General features: G+C 74.2%; 17 protein-coding genes. 11 read left to right on the top strand and 6 right to left on the bottom strand.

Annotated features, from left to right (window positions below):
- The first annotated feature begins 285 nt into the window (after positions 1-285).
- A complete protein-coding gene (locus OG618_RS34960) occupies positions 286-1,377 on the top strand; it encodes a vWA domain-containing protein (protein ID WP_329491648.1) in 1,092 nt (363 codons plus the stop codon).
- 37 nt (positions 1,378-1,414) lie between these two features.
- On the opposite strand, the gene OG618_RS34965 is transcribed toward OG618_RS34960, so the two are convergent.
- Together OG618_RS34965 and OG618_RS34970 are read right to left on the bottom strand one after the other, a co-directional pair.
- Positions 1,415-1,801, bottom strand: a complete 387-nt coding sequence (locus tag OG618_RS34965; protein ID WP_329491649.1) for a hypothetical protein — start codon at positions 1,799-1,801, stop codon at positions 1,415-1,417.
- A gap of 51 nt (positions 1,802-1,852) precedes the next feature.
- Positions 1,853-2,206 (bottom strand): hypothetical protein, encoded by a 354-nt coding sequence (locus OG618_RS34970; RefSeq protein ID WP_329491650.1) that lies wholly within the window; start codon positions 2,204-2,206, stop codon positions 1,853-1,855.
- A gap of 462 nt (positions 2,207-2,668) precedes the next feature.
- Here OG618_RS34970 and OG618_RS34975 point away from each other — a divergent pair, with 462 nt between their 5' ends.
- From OG618_RS34975 to OG618_RS34985, 3 genes are all read left to right on the top strand, one after another.
- Positions 2,669-3,985 carry a M23 family metallopeptidase gene (locus tag OG618_RS34975; RefSeq protein ID WP_329491651.1) on the top strand — a complete coding sequence of 439 codons (1,317 nt, stop codon included), beginning with the start codon at positions 2,669-2,671 and terminating at the stop codon, positions 3,983-3,985.
- A gap of 483 nt (positions 3,986-4,468) precedes the next feature.
- Positions 4,469-4,780, top strand: coding sequence for a hypothetical protein (locus tag OG618_RS34980; RefSeq protein WP_329491652.1), 312 nt, complete (start codon positions 4,469-4,471; stop codon positions 4,778-4,780).
- Entirely contained in the window at positions 4,777-5,367 is a 591-nt protein-coding gene (locus OG618_RS34985) for a cytochrome P450 (protein ID WP_329491653.1), read from the top strand. The genes OG618_RS34980 and OG618_RS34985 overlap by 4 nt, the downstream gene beginning before the upstream one ends.
- Before the next feature lie 120 nt (positions 5,368-5,487).
- On the opposite strand, the gene OG618_RS34990 is transcribed toward OG618_RS34985, so the two are convergent.
- Positions 5,488-5,787: a DUF4193 domain-containing protein gene (locus tag OG618_RS34990; protein WP_329491654.1), complete on the bottom strand. Its 300-nt coding sequence runs from the start codon at positions 5,785-5,787 to the stop codon at positions 5,488-5,490.
- A 605-nt stretch (positions 5,788-6,392) separates the two neighbouring features.
- On the opposite strand from OG618_RS34990, the gene OG618_RS34995 reads away from it, so the two are divergent.
- The 5 genes from OG618_RS34995 to OG618_RS35015 all read left to right on the top strand — a co-directional run bounded on the left by OG618_RS34995 (position 6,393) and on the right by OG618_RS35015 (position 12,482).
- Positions 6,393-7,145, top strand: coding sequence for a (5-formylfuran-3-yl)methyl phosphate synthase (locus OG618_RS34995; RefSeq protein WP_329491655.1), 753 nt, complete (start codon positions 6,393-6,395; stop codon positions 7,143-7,145).
- Positions 7,146-7,156: 11 nt separating this feature from the next.
- Positions 7,157-8,560, top strand: a complete 1,404-nt coding sequence (locus OG618_RS35000) for an aldehyde dehydrogenase family protein (protein WP_442906970.1) — start codon at positions 7,157-7,159, stop codon at positions 8,558-8,560.
- Positions 8,557-9,651: an NAD(P)-dependent alcohol dehydrogenase gene (locus OG618_RS35005; protein WP_329491657.1), complete on the top strand. Its 1,095-nt coding sequence runs from the start codon at positions 8,557-8,559 to the stop codon at positions 9,649-9,651. The genes OG618_RS35000 and OG618_RS35005 overlap by 4 nt, the downstream gene beginning before the upstream one ends.
- A 247-nt stretch (positions 9,652-9,898) precedes the next feature.
- Positions 9,899-11,464 (top strand): hypothetical protein, encoded by a 1,566-nt coding sequence (locus OG618_RS35010; protein ID WP_329491658.1) that lies wholly within the window; start codon positions 9,899-9,901, stop codon positions 11,462-11,464.
- A 259-nt stretch (positions 11,465-11,723) separates the two neighbouring features.
- Complete coding sequence (locus tag OG618_RS35015) at positions 11,724-12,482, top strand: DUF4232 domain-containing protein (protein WP_329491659.1); 759 nt, start codon at positions 11,724-11,726, stop codon at positions 12,480-12,482.
- A gap of 140 nt (positions 12,483-12,622) precedes the next feature.
- Here the strand turns inward: OG618_RS35015 and OG618_RS35020 are convergent, their stop codons facing one another.
- On the bottom strand, positions 12,623-13,477 hold the full coding sequence (locus OG618_RS35020) for a PRC and DUF2382 domain-containing protein (protein ID WP_329491660.1): 855 nt from the start codon (positions 13,475-13,477) through the stop codon (positions 12,623-12,625).
- 660 nt (positions 13,478-14,137) lie between these two features.
- Between OG618_RS35020 and OG618_RS35025 the strand changes: the two genes are divergently transcribed.
- Positions 14,138-14,917, top strand: a complete 780-nt coding sequence (locus OG618_RS35025) for an SDR family NAD(P)-dependent oxidoreductase (protein WP_329491661.1) — start codon at positions 14,138-14,140, stop codon at positions 14,915-14,917.
- 188 nt (positions 14,918-15,105) lie between these two features.
- Here the strand turns inward: OG618_RS35025 and gap are convergent, their stop codons facing one another.
- Positions 15,106-16,104 (bottom strand): type I glyceraldehyde-3-phosphate dehydrogenase, encoded by a 999-nt coding sequence (gene gap, locus OG618_RS35030; RefSeq protein ID WP_329491662.1) that lies wholly within the window; start codon positions 16,102-16,104, stop codon positions 15,106-15,108.
- A gap of 161 nt (positions 16,105-16,265) precedes the next feature.
- On the opposite strand from gap, the gene OG618_RS35035 reads away from it, so the two are divergent.
- On the top strand, positions 16,266-16,517 hold the full coding sequence (locus tag OG618_RS35035) for a hypothetical protein (RefSeq protein ID WP_442906909.1): 252 nt from the start codon (positions 16,266-16,268) through the stop codon (positions 16,515-16,517).
- A gap of 37 nt (positions 16,518-16,554) precedes the next feature.
- Here OG618_RS35035 and OG618_RS35040 read toward each other — a convergent pair whose 3' ends face one another.
- Positions 16,555-17,514, bottom strand: coding sequence for a GlxA family transcriptional regulator (locus OG618_RS35040; RefSeq protein WP_329491663.1), 960 nt, complete (start codon positions 17,512-17,514; stop codon positions 16,555-16,557).
- Positions 17,515-17,537: the final 23 nt, after the last annotated feature.

Consider the following 17,537-nt stretch of genomic DNA (forward strand, 5'->3'; position numbering starts at 1 on the left):
TTCGGGAGCGGGGCGAGGTCGACGGCGAGGAAATCCGCGCCGGACGGTGGCGGGTGCGGTATTCCGAATTCGGGTGACCGCCGGGCGACGAGCGGTGATTCGTCCGACCCGTGCCCGGCGCCGCATTCCGGTTTCCCGTCCTCGGGCAGGCGAATCAGACGGGTCGTCAATGGGCGGTGAAGCCCCAGGCCAGGGAGGATTGTCAGTGCCTCGCCGTAGTGTGGAACCAACGTTGGAGGGGGCGCCGGAAGGCGTCGCGAGCGCGTTGGGACAAGGGGTAGAAGAATGTCTGCGAACAGGATCAAGCACAAGGTCAACCACGTTTCCCTGGTGGTCGACAATTCCGGCTCGATGCGCCAGCACGCGGCGCAGCTTGTTCGCGTGGTGGACGAATTCGTGAAGGGCCTTCAGGAGGAGTCCGACCGGCTCGGTCACGAGACCCGCATCAGCCTCTACGCGTTCGACCACGAGGTGGAGAACCTGGTGTGGGACATGGACGTCAAGCACCTGCCGTCGCTGCGCGGTCTCTACAAGGTCAACGGCGGTGCGACGGCGCTGATCGAGGCGGCCGTGAAGTCCGTCGACGACCTGAAGAACATCTGGGAGGGGTACGGGGAGCACTCCTTCCTCCAGGTCGTCGTCACCGACGGTGAGGAGAACGCCTCCGGGTTCTCGCAGAACGGCCGGATGCACACCCAGATGAACGGCGGCCGGGGCAGCACGGTGCTGAGCACGTGGCTGAGCCGCATCCAGAAGGCCATGGACGACCTCCCCGACCACTGGACGTCGGCGATCCTGGTCCCGAACTCGCTGGCCAAGCGCACCGCTCAGGAGTACGGCTTCCCCGCGGGCAACATCGCGATCTGGGACGCGGACTCCAGCAAGGGTGTCGAGGAGGCGATCGGCACCGTCAAGTCGGCCGCCACGAGCTTCCTGCGGGGCCGCGAGCAGGGTGTGCGCGGCACCAGGAACCTGTTCGCGATGGGCCAGGACTTGAGCACCGCCGACGTGACGGCCAATCTCGACGCCCTGGACGCCGGCAAGTACATCCTGGTCCCGGTCGACGAGGCGATGCCGATCCGCGACTTCGTCACCGGCGCCGGGCACCCCTACAAGACGGGCTGCGCCTACTACGAGTTGTCCAAGCGGGAGAAGATCCAGGGCTCGAAGCAGCTCGCGGTGGCCGAGAAGGACCCGGCCACCGGCCGGATGACGGGCAGGGTGTTCTCCGGTCCGGCGGCCCGCCGGCTCCTGGGCCTGCCGTCGGCGGAGGCCACGGTGAAGCCGGGTGACAACCCGTCGTACACCGTGTTCGTCCAGTCGACCTCGGTGAACCGCAAGTTGGTGACGGGCACCAAGCTGCTCGTCATGCTGTGACGGGCACCCGCGGTCCGGCCGGCCCCCTCCGCCACGGTCAGCGCGACGGCGAGGGCGGCAGCGGCTCGAGGGGGAGGACGCGGTCCGCTCGCCCGGCCGCACGGGCCCCGCGGCTCGGGTAGACGCACAAGGTGTCGCCGTCCCGGCCCAGTTCGGGATCGGTCCACGCCTCGGTGGCTCCGGGCACGAGGATCCGCGTGGTGGCCAGCTCGGCGTCGTGGACGACCAGGGACAGGACGGTGCAGCCGAGGTGTCCCATCGTGTGGCCCTGCTCGGGGTGGTCCTGCGGGCCCTCGGCCTGGACCACGTAGTACCGTCCGTCCACCCAGTAGCCCGAGCTGTCCAGCGTGATCCCGTCCGCCACCCGGACGCCGTCCACCCAGACGTCCGTCCTGGAGTGGTCCGACGGGTCCTGGAGGTGCACGGCGCGGTGCCGGTCGTCGGCGGTGAACTCGACGTCGATCCCGTACGCGCTTCAGCAGTCCTTGAACCCGCTGCAGGCGCCCGGAACCGGACCCGTGCGGTGCCGGGGTGCGGCGGTCGGGTCGTCGTCGGCCCGGTCCTGGCCGCACGTCCCCGGATCGCGGCACGGCCGGTCGATGCGGCGGGTGCACCCGATCCCCAGGGCCGCCACGTCCCGCGGTGAGGCGCGGGACAGCAGCTCGGCCAGCCGCTGGAGGTAGCGCTGCGGCCCGACGAGGGCGAGCAGGTCGCCCCCCTCGTCCCGCCACCACACCAGCAGGTCGACCCCGACGGGGGAGCGGCGCAGCCAGTCCTGCCACTGCTCGGCCCAGGGCCCCCAGCGATGGCTCCACTGATGTGCCGCCACCGCCGCGGGACGCTCCTCGGGGAGCGGGACGGCCTCGGCCGTCGCCACGGGCTCGGGGCCCGTGCCGGTCCTCGTGCGCCGTCGCCACCTCACCAAGGCACCCCCGTTCTGCCTCGACCACGGTCCGGCGGCCCCGGACCCATGGCGTACCGGCCGGCGGACCCGACGATCGTAGAGGGTGCTCCCGGGCAGGCGCGCGCGGATTCCTCCGCGCGCGCCTGCCGTCCTCAGGCCATGGCGGTCGCACCGTCGCACCGTGGCCGCTCCCGCGAGCGGCAGGCGGCGACCCGGAACCGGCCCCTCGGCTCCGGGTCGACCGGACGGGTGGTCTTCGCCAGGGGTCGGCACCGGCGTCGGGCGGAGCCGGACCGGCATCGCCTTACATGGGCATGCGCCCCAGCCGATGGGGCGCGCCGCCGTCCGTCTCGGACGGACCGGCTCCGACGACGAACCGGGAACACCATGACCGACCCGGACCCAGCAGCCGGCGGCCGCATCGGCGGCCGTCCCCTCCTGCGCCGCCTCGCCGCCGTCCTGGGAGCCGTCGTGCTGGCCGCGGCGGGCACGCCCGGCCACGCGGCCGGACGGCCCGCCCTCGCACCGGGCACGCAGTTCACCCCCTTGACCGCGGCGGTGATGACCGAGCCCGCGCCGTTCGACGCCTCGGACGGGAAGGTCCACCTCTCCTACGAACTGCTCACCACCAACGCGCTGTCCACCAGCCTCGCGGTGCGGCTGGACCGCGTGGACGTCCAGGACGCCGCCACCAAGCGCGTCGTCGGCTCGCTGAGGGGGTCGGCGCTGGGTGCGGCGGCCAATCCCGTCGGTGACCCGCTGCCGGGCGCGGTCGTCGACCGCCCGCGCGACCCGGCGGCCGACGGCGGCCGCGGTGCCGCGCCGCCGCCCGAGCCACCGGCGGAGACGGTGATCCCGGGCTCGCAGCAGTGGGTGCTCTGGATCGACCTGGCGCTCGCCCCGGGCGAGCCGGTCCCCGAGGTGGTGGAGCACCACCTGGTGGGGGCCGTCCTGTCCGCGTCGGGCTCCTCGCCCTTCGAGGAGACGGTGCAGCCCACCCGGACCGCCCGTACGGCGCTGCCGGACCTGCTGCCGCCGGTCCGCCCGGGCAGCTGGTACGCCAGCGAGTCGTGCTGTGACAACACCCACCACCGGCGCGGACTCGCCCCGATCAACGGCGCGTTCTACGTTCCGCAGCGCTTCGCGATCGACTGGTACCGGGTCGGCGGCGACGGGCAGACCTGGGAGGGCGATCCGGGGCAGCTCACCAGCTATCTGACCTATCGTCAGCCGGTCCTCGCCGCTGCCGGCGGCCGGGTGGTGGAGGTCCAGGACGGCGTCCCGGACAACCCGCCGCCGTACCCGCCCGCGGTACCGCCGATCGAGGACACCGTGGGCAACCACATCACCCTGGAGGTCGCCCCCGGCCGGTACCTGCTCTACGCACACCTCCAGCCGGGATCGCTCCGGGTCCGGGCGGGCGACTGCGTCGAACCCGGGCAGGTCCTCGGGCTGATCGGCAACAGCGGCAACTCCACCACCCCGCACCTGCACTTCCAGGTGATGACCACGGCGGAGTTCTTCCCGACCGACAGCCCGCCGTTCACCTTCCGGGAGTTCCGGGTGCTCGGCCATGTCGCGCCCCGGCTCTGGGACGACAACCTGGGGCTGCAGCCGACCGGCGTGCTGCCGATCGACCCTTCGCCCTACGACGGCCCGCACCGCTCCGCGTACCCGCTCGACCGCCAGGTGCTCGACTTCTGACCGCCGGCCCGTGGCCCGCCACCCCGTACCCGGGGTGGCGGGCCACGGCGGCGTCCGGAGCGCCGCGGCGAAGGGGTGGGGCGACGTCCGCGGGCCGGTGCCCGGTAGGCCTCGCGCGGGGTACGGACGGGACCGTCCGCCGGGCGAACGGGGCCGGCTCCGTGCGGACGTCCAGGGCAGGTCATGCCGCTGCGGCGGGCGGCCCGCTCCCGGGCACCCGGGCCACGGGAACCCGGGAGCGGCCGGGGCCGGGGGCGGACCGGCGCGCCCCGGGAGGAAGGCCCAGGTGGACCCGGGCGGCGCGGGCCGACCGGGCCGCCCGGCCTGGTCGGAGCCGCCGCGACCCCCGGAGAGCGGGCGGCGAAGGCCGTTGACGGCCGTGCGCCCCCGCCCTACAACGAACACGTGGGCCCTCGGCGCGGCAGGCCGGGGCCGGTGACGCCGCCCCGCCCGGGCGCCGCACGAACCCCGAGGAGCAGGCCCGTGACTCCCGAAGACAGTGGCTGCCCCGTACTCGACATGGCCGCCCGGGCCCCGCACGCGCAGAACGCGCTGCTCCGCTCCGCCGGGCCCGCGGTGCGGGTCGAACTCCCCGGCGGCGTCATCGCCTGGTCCGTCACCCGGAGCGAGGTGATCCGCGCACTGGCCGGCGACCCCCGGGTCTCCCGGGACCCGCGCAAGCACTGGCCGGGGCTGGCCGACGTGCCCGAGGGGTGGCCACTGGCACCGCTGGCCCTGCAACAGACCTTCCCAACCTCTACGGGGGCGAACACCGCGCGGCACGGCGGCGGATGACCCCCTCGTTCGCCGGCGGAGACGACCGACCGACCGAGGAACAGTCCCGCGACACCCTCTTCCTGATGATCGGCGCCGGCTACGAGACCGCCGTCAACCTGATCACCAGCGCCGTCCACGCCCTGCTGACCCACCGCCGGTTCCTCGCCCTGGTCCACGAGGGAACCCTCGGATGGGAGGACGTCATCGAGGAGACGCTGCGTCACGAGGGCCCGGTGATGCACCTTCCGCTGCGGTACGCGCTGGAGGACATCGACCTCGGCGAGGGCGTCGTCGTCCGACGGGGTGAGCCGATCCTGCTGGCCTTCGGCGCGGCCGGCCGCGACCCGGAGGTCCACCTGGACCGGCCGGACGACTTCGACCCGACCCGCCCGGCCAAGGACCACCTGGCCTTCGGCCACGGCCCGCACTTCTGCCTCGGCGCCCCGCTGGCACGCCTGGAGGCCGAAGTGGCCCTGTCCGGGTTCTTCGGCTCCTACCCGGACGCCGTCCTGGCTCCGGAGGGCCCGCCGCCCGTGCGCCTGCGGTCCGCCGTGGTCAACGGCCCGGCCGAGCTCTGGATCGTGCCGGCCCCGGTACCCGCGTGACGGCCGGTCCGGCAGTCGCCTGCCGGAGCCGGACCGGGGCGGCGGTACCGCGGCCCCGGTCCCCGGTCGCCGTCGTCGGCCGGTCGCGGTCGTCGTTCAGCCGCGGTCGCGGGCCGGCGGTCAGTCGCAGTCGACGCAGAGGGGGCGGCCGTTCTTCATGCGCGAGAGACGGCTGCGGTGGTGCACCAGGAAGCAGTTCACGCAGGTGAACTCGTCGGACAGCATCGGCTGCACGGTGACGGTGAGTTCCTCGCCCGAGAGGTCCGCGCCGGGCAGCTGGACACCGTCCGTCGATTCGAGCTGGTCGACGGCGTCGATGGCGCCGGAGGAGGTGTCGGTGCGGCGGGTCTTCAGCTCCTCGATGCTGTCGTGCGACCCGTCGTCGTCGGTCTTGCGGGGGGCGTCGTAGTCGGTTGCCACAGATGGTCCCTTGTCGTCGTGGTTGAAGTTTACGCCGTGTGCGACGTGCCTGGTGGCGGCCGCGGTGGTCCGCTGGGCAGGGCTGGCGGCCCGGCCCTCGGGTGGTCGGAGGCCTGGTGGGGGCGGCGGTGCGTGCGGCCGGTCGGGGCGGTCGGGGGCGGGGCGGGGATGGCAGGCGTTCACTCGCGTCCGACGCGGGTGTTGATCATGCCATGAAGTCCGCCGGGATCCGCCGTCCGCACCCCCGACCGCGATCGCGTGCCACCAGGACGGTGACGAAGCTGCGGGTCGTCCCGGTACTGTACGGCGGCCGCGCCCCCGACCACGACCGCCGGGCCCGCGCCGCCCCGGCCGGCGCACCCCGGCGGCCCGGCCGGACGGCCTGGCCCGTTCACGCGGTACGGCCGGCTCGCGTCGGCGCGGAGGGCGCGGAGGGCGCGGACGGCGCACGGTGCGCCGGGCGCGCCGTCCCCACGACCCGTTCGCACTCCGTGCGCTCTACCGACGTCCGCGGGCCGCCGCGATGATGAGCGGACCGCACGTGATCCGGGCGACTCCGCCCACCTGCCCCCGGGCAGGCGGACCTGCGGCGGAAGGGGCCCACCGTGTTGCTTCTCATCTCCCCGGACAGCGTCGAGGAGGCCCTCGACTGCGCGAAGGCCGCGGAGCACCTCGACATCGTCGACGTCAAGAAGCCTGACGAGGGCTCGCTCGGCGCGAACTTCCCGTGGGTGATCCGGGAGATCCGCGACGCCGTCCCGGCGGACAAGCCGGTCTCCGCCACCGTCGGCGACGTCCCGTACAAGCCGGGGACGGTCGCGCAGGCGGCGCTCGGAGCGGCGGTCTCCGGAGCCACGTACATCAAGGTCGGCCTCTACGGGTGCACGACCCCGGACCAGGCCGTCGAGGTCATGAGCGGTGTGGTCCGGGCGGTGAAGGACTACCGGCCGGACGCCTTCGTCGTCGCCTCGGGCTACGCGGACGCCCACCGGATCGGTTGCGTCAACCCGCTCGCCCTGCCCGACATCGCCCTCCGCTCCGGCTCCGACGCGGCCATGCTCGACACCGCGATCAAGGACGGGAGCCGGCTGTTCGACCACGTCCCGCCGGACGCGTGCGCGGAGTTCGTCCGCCTCGCCCACGGGGCCGGGCTGCTCGCGGCCCTCGCGGGCAGCGTCCGACTCGGCGACCTCGGCGAGCTGACCCGGATCGGGACCGACATCGTCGGGGTGCGCGGGGCGGTCTGCGAGGGCGGCGACCGCACGGTGGGCAGGATCCGGCCGCACCTGGTGGCCGCCTTCCGGGCCGAGATGGACCGGCACGCCCGCGAGCACGCGGCCGCCGTCGCGCAGAGCTGACTGCCGGCATGCTGCCGACACCCGTGCCCCGGCGCTCGCCGGGCCCACGCGGCGAGCACTTCGCCGTCCTCGACCCGGCGACGGGCGAGGCCTTCGACGAGGCTCCCGACCAGCGGCCCGAGGAACTCGACACCGTCGTCGGCCGGGCCCACCAGGCCTGGCGCGGCTGGCGGGCCGACCCGGCCGCCCGCACCCGCGCGCTGCTCGCGGCGGCCGACGCGGTGGAGGCGGCCGGCGCCGAGCTGGCCCCGCTGCTCACCCGTGAACAGGGCAAACCCCTCGCCGAGTCGTCCGCCGAGGTCGCCCGCACGGCGGCCCGACTGCGCTACTTCGCCGGGCTCGCCCCCGTGCCCCGGCCGATCGACGACGGCCGGCCGGTCCGCAGCGAGGTCCGCTGGCGGTCGCTCGGGCCGGTGGCGGCGATCGTGCCGTGGAACTTCCCCCTCCAGCTCGCGGCGGCGAAGTTCGCGCCCGCGCTCGCGGCGGGCAACACGGTGGTCCTCAAGCCCTCCCCGTTCACTCCCCTCGCCACCCGGCTGCTGGGGTCCGTCCTCGCCGGCGCGCTCCCCGAGGGCGTCCTGACGATCGTCACCGGGCTCGAACCGCTCGGTGCCCGGCTCGTCTCCCACCCGGGGATCCGGCACGTGAGCTTCACCGGGTCGATCCCGACCGGCCGGGCCGTCGCGGCGGGCGCGGCGCCCTCGCTGGCCCGGATCACCCTGGAGCTGGGCGGCAACGACGCCGCGATCCTGCTGGAGGACGTGGATGTCGAGCGGATCGCGGACCGGCTGTTCTGGGCGGCGTTCCGCAACTGCGGGCAGGTGTGCATGGCGGTCAAGCGCGTCTACGCCCCGGCCCGGCTCCGCGACCAGGTGGTCGAGGCCCTCGCGCAGCGCGCCAGGGCCGCCGTCGTCGGCCCCGGGCTCGACCCGGGCACCCAGCTGGGGCCGCTCAACAACGCCCCCCAACTGGCCCGCGTCGAGAGCTACACGGCCCGGGCCCTGGCGGACGGCGCCCGGGCCGCCGCCGGCGGCCACCGGCTGGACCGGCCGGGCCACTTCTTCGCCCCGACGGTCCTCGCCGATGTCCCGCCGGACAGCCCGGTGGTGACGCAGGAGCAGTTCGGGCCGGTCCTGCCGGTGCTGGCCTACCGGAGCGTCGACGAGGCCGTCGCGGCGGCCAACGACACCGGCTTCGGTCTGGGCGGTTCGGTCTGGGGGACGGACCTCGACCGCGCCGAGGCGGTGGCCGACCGGCTGGAGTGCGGGACGGCCTGGATCAACCACCACGCCGAGCTCTCCCTCGCCCAGCCCTTCGCGGGCATCAAGGAGAGCGGGGTCGGCGTCGCGGGCGGGCCGTGGGGGCTCTACGGGAACCTCAGGCCGTTCGTCGTGCACCGCCCGGAGGAGGGGTGAGGTTCCGCGCGGCGGTCCTGCGCTCCCACCAGGGGCCGTTCACGGTCGAGGAGGTGGCCCTGGGGACGGGGCCGGCCGACGGCGAGGTCCTGGTGAGGATCGCGGGCTGCGGGATGTGCCGGACGGACCTCGCCGTCCGGCGTTCGGCGGGCCGCTCACCGCTGCCGGCCGTCCTCGGCCACGAGGGGGCGGGAGTCGTGGTGGAGACGGCCGGCCCGGACACCGGCCTGCACGTCGGGGACCACGTCGTGCTGAGCTTCGACTCCTGCGGCCACTGCCGGAGCTGCCGGGGCGCGGCCCCCGCCTACTGCGACTCCTTCGCCGCGCTCAACCTCTTCGGCGGGCGCACGGAGCACGCCGCGCGGTTCACCGACGCGGCCGGGGGAGGACTGGCCCCCCGGTGGTTCGGCCAGTCCTCGTTCGCCGAGTACGCGGTGGTCCTGGCCCGCAACGCCGTCCGGGTCGACCCCGCACTGCCGGTCGAACTGCTCGGACCGCTCGGCTGCGGCTTCCTCACCGGCGCCGGAGCGGTCCTGAACACCTTCGCGGCCGGTCCGGGCGACACCGTCGCGGTCTTCGGCGCCGGAGCGGTGGGCCTGGCCGCGGTGATGGCGGCCACCGCCGCCGGCGCCGTCACCGTGGCCGTCGACCGGTACACCGAACGGCTCGCCCTCGCCGAACGGTTCGGCGCCGTCCCGCTGCCCGCCACCTCGGCCGACCTGCCCGGCCGCATCCGGCGCCTGACCGACGGCGGCGCCCGGTACGCGCTGGACACCACCGGCTCCGTCCGGCTGATCAACGACGCGCTCCTGGCGCTGCGCCCGACCGGACACCTCGGACTGGTGGCCCGGCTGAGCGGCGCGCTGGCGATCGAACCGGGGGCACTGGACCGGGGCCGGCGGATCTCCCACCTCTGCGAAGGTGACGCGGTGCCGGGGCTGCTGGTGCCGAGGCTGACCGCACTGTGGCAGGCCGGGCGGTTCCCCTTCGACCAGCTGATCCGGACGTATCCGCTCGCCGCGGTCAACGAGGCCGAGCGCGACTGTGACGAGGGGCGCGTGGTCAAGCCCGTGCTGATCCCGGCCGGGTGAGCCGCCGAGCGGGTGCCTCCGCACCGGCTCGCCGCCCCGCGGGGGATGCGAGCCCGCGCGGGGGAGAGGTGCCGCCGCGCGGAGTACGTACCGCTTCGCGCCCCCGCGCGGGATACGTTCGTTGGCGTATCTTCCGCCGGGATCCCCCGGGACCGTTGACCGCCGTGCCTCCCGACGATTGGCTCGTCGGGAGCCCGCTGCCGGGAGGGAGCCCGGCCGGGCGATCACCAGGGGAAGGGACAGACCCATGGCACGCACCACCCGCACCACCAGCAACCGGTGGCTGGCCGGCGGCGGCAGCGTCCTCGCGGCGGCTGCCGTACTCGCCGTGACCGTCGTGCCCGCCCAGGCCCGTCCGGCGGCGCGCGGCACCGTCCAGGTCAGCGTCGGGGTGAACGGCGCCAGGCCGGACGACCAGTCCTGGAACCGGCAGATCAGTGCCGACGGCCGCTACGCGCTCTTCACCTCGTGGGCGACCAACCTGGTCTCCCAGCCCGCGAAGAGCGGACGCGACGCCTACGTCCGCGACCTGGCGACCGGCCGCACCGAGCGGGTCAACCTGTCCGACGACGACAACGCGCTGGACGGCTTCACGGACTACGCCGCGATCAACGCCGACGGCCGCTACGTCGCCTTCGAGAGCGACGCGGTGAACGTGGTCCCCGGCCTGCCGGTCCCGGGACGCACCGAGGTGTACGTCCGGGACCGCCGCACCGGCCGCACCGAACTGGTCAGCGGCGGACCGGTCAGCACCGACACCGACCGGTTCCACGCCTCGTACGCGCCCTCCGTCAGCGCGAACGGCCGCTACGTGGCGTTCGTCTCCAGCCGGACCGACCTCGTCCCGGCCCCCCAGGGCGACGGCGCCTCGCTGGCCAGGCCCTACACCTGGGACTACAACATCTACGTCACCGACCGCTGGACGGGGAAGACCCGCCTGGTGACCCGCGGCGTGGACGGCAAGCCGGGCGACAGCATGTCCCTCAACCCGACGATCAGCGCGGACGGCCGCACCGTCGGCTTCACCTCGCTGGCAGGCAACCTGCTGCCCGCCGACCAGACCCCCGCCGACCGAACCCCCGCGCCCGCGGCCGGCGCCGCCGGTCCCGCCGCCGACGTGGAACTCGCCCCGGGTAGCGGCGCGGACCTCCCCCGCAGCGCCCGGCCCGGTCTGGCCCGGCCGACGACCGGCGTCTACTACACGTACGACGTGGCGTCCGGCCGGATCTCCGCCGCCAGCCTCGCCCCCGACGGCACGCTCGGCTACGCGAGCTTCGACGCGACGATCAGCCCCGACGGGCGGCGCGCGATCTACGCCCTGCCCGAGCCCGGCGGGTCGACCAACGGCCACCGGTACCACACCGTGCTGTACGTCCGGGACCTCGGGGAGGGCACCGTCACGAAGATCAGCGGGGGCCTGCCCGGCACCGCCTCGGTCGGCTCCTCCGACCACGGCCGGATCACCGCCGACAACCGCTGGGTGTACTACTCCTCCGCCGCCGACAACCTGGTGGCGGGCCCGCAGCACGCGGCCTGGGACGTCTACCGCCACGACCTGCGCACCGGCCGCACCGAGCGGGTCTCCACCGCACCGGACGGCTCGCTCGGCAACGGATCGTCGGTCGACCCGGCCGTGGACGCCCGCGGCGACACGGTGGTGTTCGGCTCGACCAGCGGCAATCTGCTGACCGGCCCCGGCGGCCCGGAACACACCGACTACCAGGTCTACGCCCGCATCACCGGGCACCACGGCGACGGCGACGACCAGGGACAGGGCCGGGGACAGGGGCAGGGGCAGGGCCGGGAGGACTGACCGGCGCCACCGCTCGGACCTCGGAGCGCGGACGGCGGTGGGCCGTGCGGTGGGGGCGGGCCGATCCGCCCCCACCGGAAGGATGGGTTACCGAGAGGTGGCGCCCTGTCAACTGCGTTGTACCCGACCGAATGTCACGGTTCCGTCGCCGTCCTGTCCTCATGATTGTGACGCTGTGCATGCCACCATTCGCGGTCGGCCGGTCGTCCTGTGGTGTGTCCGAACACAGTTCAGTACGCGCCACCATCGGGGAGCCACCATGTTCGTCCGCCGCCGCCGTCCGCTGCTCGTCTCCGTCGTGCTCGTCGCCGGGGCGGGTCTCGCGTTGACCGCCTGCGGGCCCGACAACACCGACGCGGCCGGCGGCTCGACGGCGCCCGCGACCACCGCGGTGGCCGTGACGCCCTCCGCGACGGGCGCGCCGGCCACCGGTGCCCCCTCGGCGCCGGCCGGTGCCACCGGTGCGCCCAGGACGAGCGCGCCGGCCACCGGAGCGGCGTCGCACACGCCGTCCGGGGTGAGCCCGTCGAGCGGCACCCGGCCCGACGGCGGGAGTGCCGGCGCCGCCGCCCGCCCGTGCGCCATCGACAGCCTGGCGATCCACGCGACGGCCCGGGCGGGGGCCCCGACCCAGTGGGTGATCGAGGTACGCAACAGCGGTACGGCCGCCTGCAGCCTGAGCTCCACCCCGGGGGTCGACCTGGGCAACTCCACCGCCGCCGACCGGAGCAAGAACATCAAGCCGGTGCTCGCGAGTGGCACAGCGCGGTTCGCCGTCCCGGCGGGCCAGAGCGCCTACGCGGTGATCGACCTCGACCCGAGCGGTGCCACCACGGGTACCGTCCCCGGCATCAACGAGCTCAACGTGCTGGTCGACGACGACGACACCAACATGCCGCTCGCCAACACCCGGAACTTCCCGCTCGGCAGCGGCGCACGGGTCCTGAACCCGCAGATGGGCATCTACCGGTCCAGCGTGGCGGAGGCGGTCACCTCGATGGCCGCCGCCCCCAACTAGCCGACCCGCCCGGCTCGGCCCGGCCCGGGGGAGGGCCGGCGGGCACGGCCGGGGTCCTGGCGACCCCGGCCGTGCCCGCCCGCGCGTTCTGCTCCCGTGCCCGTCCGGACATCGGTACCGCGCTCGGCGGCGCCGGTGGCTCAGCGGCGCCGGTCCTTGCCCGTCGCGGGCGGGTCCTCGGGCAGCTCCGCCTCGATCCGCTCCTTGCGGACCGTGCCGGTCACGGTCTCCTGCTCGACGAGCTCCTCGGTGGTCAGCCGCACCCGTTCCACCGGCACGGCCTCGGTCCGGACCACCGGCCGTTCCTCGTGCAGCACGACCTCGTGCTCGGCCTCGCCGATGGGCTCACCGGCGAGTGCGGCGTCCCGGTCGGCCTCGGTGATCGGCTCGCGTTCGACGCGGACCTCCTCGTGGCGCACCGGTACGGTCCGCTGCTGCTCCTCCTCCACGACGTACTTGCGCAGGCGGGCGCGGCCGGCCTCGTGGCGTTCGGTCCCGACGGTCATCCGTTCCTCGGAGCGGGTCATCGCGTCGTCCTGGTCGGCCGCGGTACCCGCCCGGGCGCCCGTACCCGCGGTGGCGGCGGCAGCGCCTGCCGCGCCGGTGGCCGCGGTCCGGTCCCCGGAGTGGGCCCACCCGCCGTCGCCGGGCTGGTTGGCCTCGTGCCAGGCGTTGTCCCAGGCGATGCCGTAGTGGTCGTACAGACGGTGCTCCTCCTGGGCGGAGAGGTGGTTGCCGCCGTCGACGTCGACGTTGGGCGCGTCCTTGACGGTGGCCTTCGGGTAGGGCACTTCGAGGTGGTCGTCGACGATCCGGGCATCGCGGATCGGGACGAACGACTCGCTCGTCCCGAACCATCCGGTCTTGACGCTCACCCACTCCGGCTTGCCCGTCATGTCGTCGAGGAACAGGTGGTCGGCCTTGCCGATGCGGTGGCCGTCGGCATCGTGGACCGGGTGGTCGAGGACGGTACGGATCTGCTGTTCGGTGATCATCAGTTACGCCTCCTCCATGGGTCTGAGGAGCGCCTTGCCATCGGGGCCGGGCCGAAACGGCCTCCCGCATGACGTTCGCTCAGCGTCACCGGTGTCGTGAACCCGCTTGCGCCACCGCCTGGATGGGGCTGCGGCCGGGGTGGCGACGGAGCGTTGCCGGTCTCGGCGAGCGGAGCCCGTCAACGGGGGGTACTCGCGGTGGCGGCGACACGGTGGGTGGCAGCTGGTCGGCGGCGGGAGAGCCTGCGGTTCACCCGTTCGGCCCACCGTCGGGGTCGGTACCGGTCACCCTCCGGAGCCGGTGGGGAGGACCTGGTCGTGGATTCGGGACCGGCCGCCCGAAGGTCTCCGGCCTGCGGCTTCGGCCCGTGACTCCGGCCCGTGACTCCGGCCCGTGACTGCGGCCGACCCGTGGGGCACCATCACCGGTGCGTCCGGAGCCACCGCTGCGGACAGCCCGCCCCCGCCGCCGGGTGGCCCGGCCTCCGCGTTTCCCGGACTTCGTCCTCGAACCTCCCGTACAGTGCGGTCCAGAGGGTGGGCCCATCGGTCGGCACGAGCCGATCCCGGACATCTTCGCCCCTTCGACGGGGGCGGAACTCCGGACCTTGCTACGAGACCGGCCCCGGTTCCGGCCGGGACGCCGACGGGGGAGACGACGTGGGGGAACTGGACGGCAAGGCCGCCCTGGTGACGGGCGGCTCGCGCGGGATCGGGCGCGCCGTCGCCCGACGGCTCGCCGCCGAGGGGGCGTTGGTCGCGGTCCACTACGGTGCGAACCGAGCGGCCGCCGCCGAGACGGTGGCGCTCATCGCCGAGGCCGGCGGTGTGGCGTTCGCGGTGCGGGCCGGGTTCGGCGAAAGCGGCGCGGTGGACCGGCTGTTCGAGGAACTGACCGCGGGGCTGGCCGAGCACGGCGCCGACGGTCTGGACATCCTGGTCAACAACGCGGGTGTCCACTCGGCCAGTTCGATCGGGCAGCTCACCGAGGAGGAGCTGGAACGGCTGCTCGCGGTCAACGTGCGCACGCCGATCTTCGTGATCCAGCGGGCGCTGCCCCTGCTGCGGGACGGCGGCCGGATCGTCAACGTGGGCTCCGCGGCCACCCGGATCGCGAGCCCCCTCCAGATCGGCTACACCGTGACCAAGGCGGCGCTGGCCGCTCTCGGCCCGTCGCTCGCCAACGAGTTCGGCCGGCGCGGGATCACCGTGAACACGGTCGAACCCGGGGTGGTACTGACCGACATGACCGCCGGGTGGACGGGCGCTCCCGAGGCGGTGGCCGGACTGGAGTCGATCACCGCGCTCGGACGGATCGGCGAACCGGAGGACGTCGCCGATGTGGTGGGCTTCCTGGCGGGGCCGCGGGGCCGCTGGGTGACCGGCCAGACCCTCGACGTCTCCGGCGGCACCTACCTCGGCCCGATCCCTGCGGGGTGAGCCGCAACCCCCGACGACCACCGACGGGTTGACACCGTACCGGCCGGGCGGAACGTCCACTGGGCACTCGACCCACTTCACCTACTGAGCGGGGCCCGGCCGGTTCGTCCGCTGCTTGTCGGGTGCGCGCGTGCGGAACGCTCGACCGGGAGATCCCGGTCGAGCGTTCCGCAGGAGATGACTTCCCGTCAGTTGGCGGCGAGGAGCTGGAGCGTATCGATCACGCGGTTGGAGAAGCCCCACTCGTTGTCGTACCAGGCGACCACCTTGACGTGTCGGCCGTCGACGCGGGTCAGGGCCGAGTCGAAGATGGACGAGGCCGGATTGCCCGTGATGTCGGAGGACACGAGCGGGTCGTCCGAGTACTCGAGGATGCCGGCGAGCGGCCCCTGCGCCGCGGCGCGGTACGCGGCGAGGACCTCGTCGCGCGTCACGTCGCGGGTGACGGTGGTGTTGAGTTCGACGATCGAGCCCACCGGCACCGGCACGCGGATCGAGTCGCCCGACAGCTTGCCGTCGAGGTTCGGCAGCACGAGGCCGATCGCCTTGGCGGCGCCGGTCGTGGTCGGCACGATGTTGACGGCGGCGGCACGGGCCCGGCGGGCGTCGCGGTGCGGGCCGTCCTGCAGGTTCTGCTCCTGCGTGTAGGCGTGCACCGTCGTCATGAAGCCGTGCTCGATGCCGGCGAGGTCGTCGAGCACCGCGGCCAGTGGCGCGAGGGCGTTGGTCGTGCAGGAGGCGTTCGAGACGATCGTGTGCGCGGCCGGGTCGTAGGCGTCGGTGTTGACCCCGTACGCCAGCGTCACGTCGGCACCGTCCGACGGTGCGCTGACCAGGACCTTCTTCGCGCCGGCGGCGAGGTGGGCGCGGGCGGCCCCGGCCGAGGTGAAGCGACCGGTCGCCTCCAGCACGATGTCCACGCCGAGTTCGGCCCACGGCAGCTGCGCGGGTTCACGCTCGGCGAGCACCGTGATGCGACGGCCGTCGACGACGAGGGCGTTTCCGTCGACGGTCACCGGGCGGCCGAGCCGGCCGGCCGTCGTGTCGTAGGCGAGCAGCCGCGCGAGGATGGCGGGCTCCGTGAGGTCGTTGACCGCGATGATTTCCAGGTCGCTGTCACGTTCCAGCAGCGCACGCAGCACATTGCGTCCGATGCGGCCGAATCCGTTGATGGCGATGCGCGTCATGAGTGGTGTCCCTTCGGTTCACCACCAAATCTCGCGTACGGCGCCCGCTCACGACAGCGGCGTGATTGCCACGGTTCAAAAGGATCACGCCAGCTCACCCGTCCTCGAAGGTGATCCGAGCGGGCCCCGGCCGTCGTCCAGGAAGGCGAGGAGGCGAGGTCGTGCTCGGCCTCCCCGCCCCCACCGTCGCCGGCTTCGCCCGGAACGGGATCGTCGAAGCGCTCGGCCCCGACCGCTGCCGACTCGTCCTCGGATCCTGGTCCTGGACCGGCCTGGCCGCCGCCCCGGGCAGCTTCGACGCCGACATCGAGGTCGTCGGCCCGCCCGAACTCGGGAGCGCGTTCGCGCACCTCGCCACGCGTTGCGCCAAGGCCGTCGGAGCCTCCGGCCCGCCCCCGGCCGGGACGCCGTAGACCCGGAACACCCCGCGTGGAACGGCCCGGGCTGCTCCTAGGACTGCTGGGCCGTGAAGGTGCGCCGGTACTCGCTCGGCGTCGTGCCGAGGATGCGACGGAAGTGCAGCCGCAGATTGGCACCGGTGCCCAGACCGACGTCGGCGGCGATCTGCTCGATGTGCCGCTCGGAGCGTTCCAGCAGCTCACGGGCCCGGTCCAGGCGGGCCCGCATGACCCACTCCATCGGCGTGTACCCCGTGTCGTCGACGAAGCGCCGCGAGAAGGTGCGCGGCGACACCGCGGCGTGCCGGGCGAGCAGTTCGAGGGTGAGGGGCTCGCCGAGCCGGTGCAGCGCCCACTCGCGGGTGGCGGCGAACCGCTCGCCGAGTGGCTCGGGCACACTGCGCGGCACGTACTGCGCCTGGCCGCCGCTGCGGTAGGGGGCGGCGACCAGGCGACGGGCGGCGTGGTTCGACGCGGCCACCCCGAGGTCGCCGCGCAGGATGTGCAGGCACAGGTCGATGCCCGAGGCCGCGCCGGCGGACGTCAGGACGCTGCCCTCGTCGACGAACAGGACGTTCTCGTCGACCTGGACGAGCGGGTGCTTCGCCGCGAGCGCCCGCGCGTAGTGCCAGTGCGTCGTGGCGCGCTTGCCGTCGAGCAGGCCCGTGGCGGCGAGCGCGAAGGCGCCCGTCGAGATGGCGGCGAGCCGCGCGCCCCGGTGGTGGGCGGCGATCAGCGCGTCCACGACGGCCCGCGGCGGGTCGTCGCGGCCCGGGAACCGGTACCCGGGGACGAAGACGATGTCGGCCCACGCCAGCGCGTCGAGGCCGTGGGCGACGAGGTACGACAGGCCGTCGCCGCCGGTCACCGGACCTGGCGCGGCCCCGCACACCCGCACCTCGTACGGCATGCTCGCGCGGGTCGTGAAGACCTGGGCGGGAATGCCGACATCGAGCGGTTTCGCGCCCTCCAGGACGAGGACGGCGACGCGAAGCAGGCGGGAGTCGGGCACAGGAAGAGGTTACGTGGAGCCGT

This window comes from Kitasatospora sp. NBC_01246 (assembly GCF_036226505.1).
Classification (GTDB): domain Bacteria; phylum Actinomycetota; class Actinomycetes; order Streptomycetales; family Streptomycetaceae; genus Kitasatospora.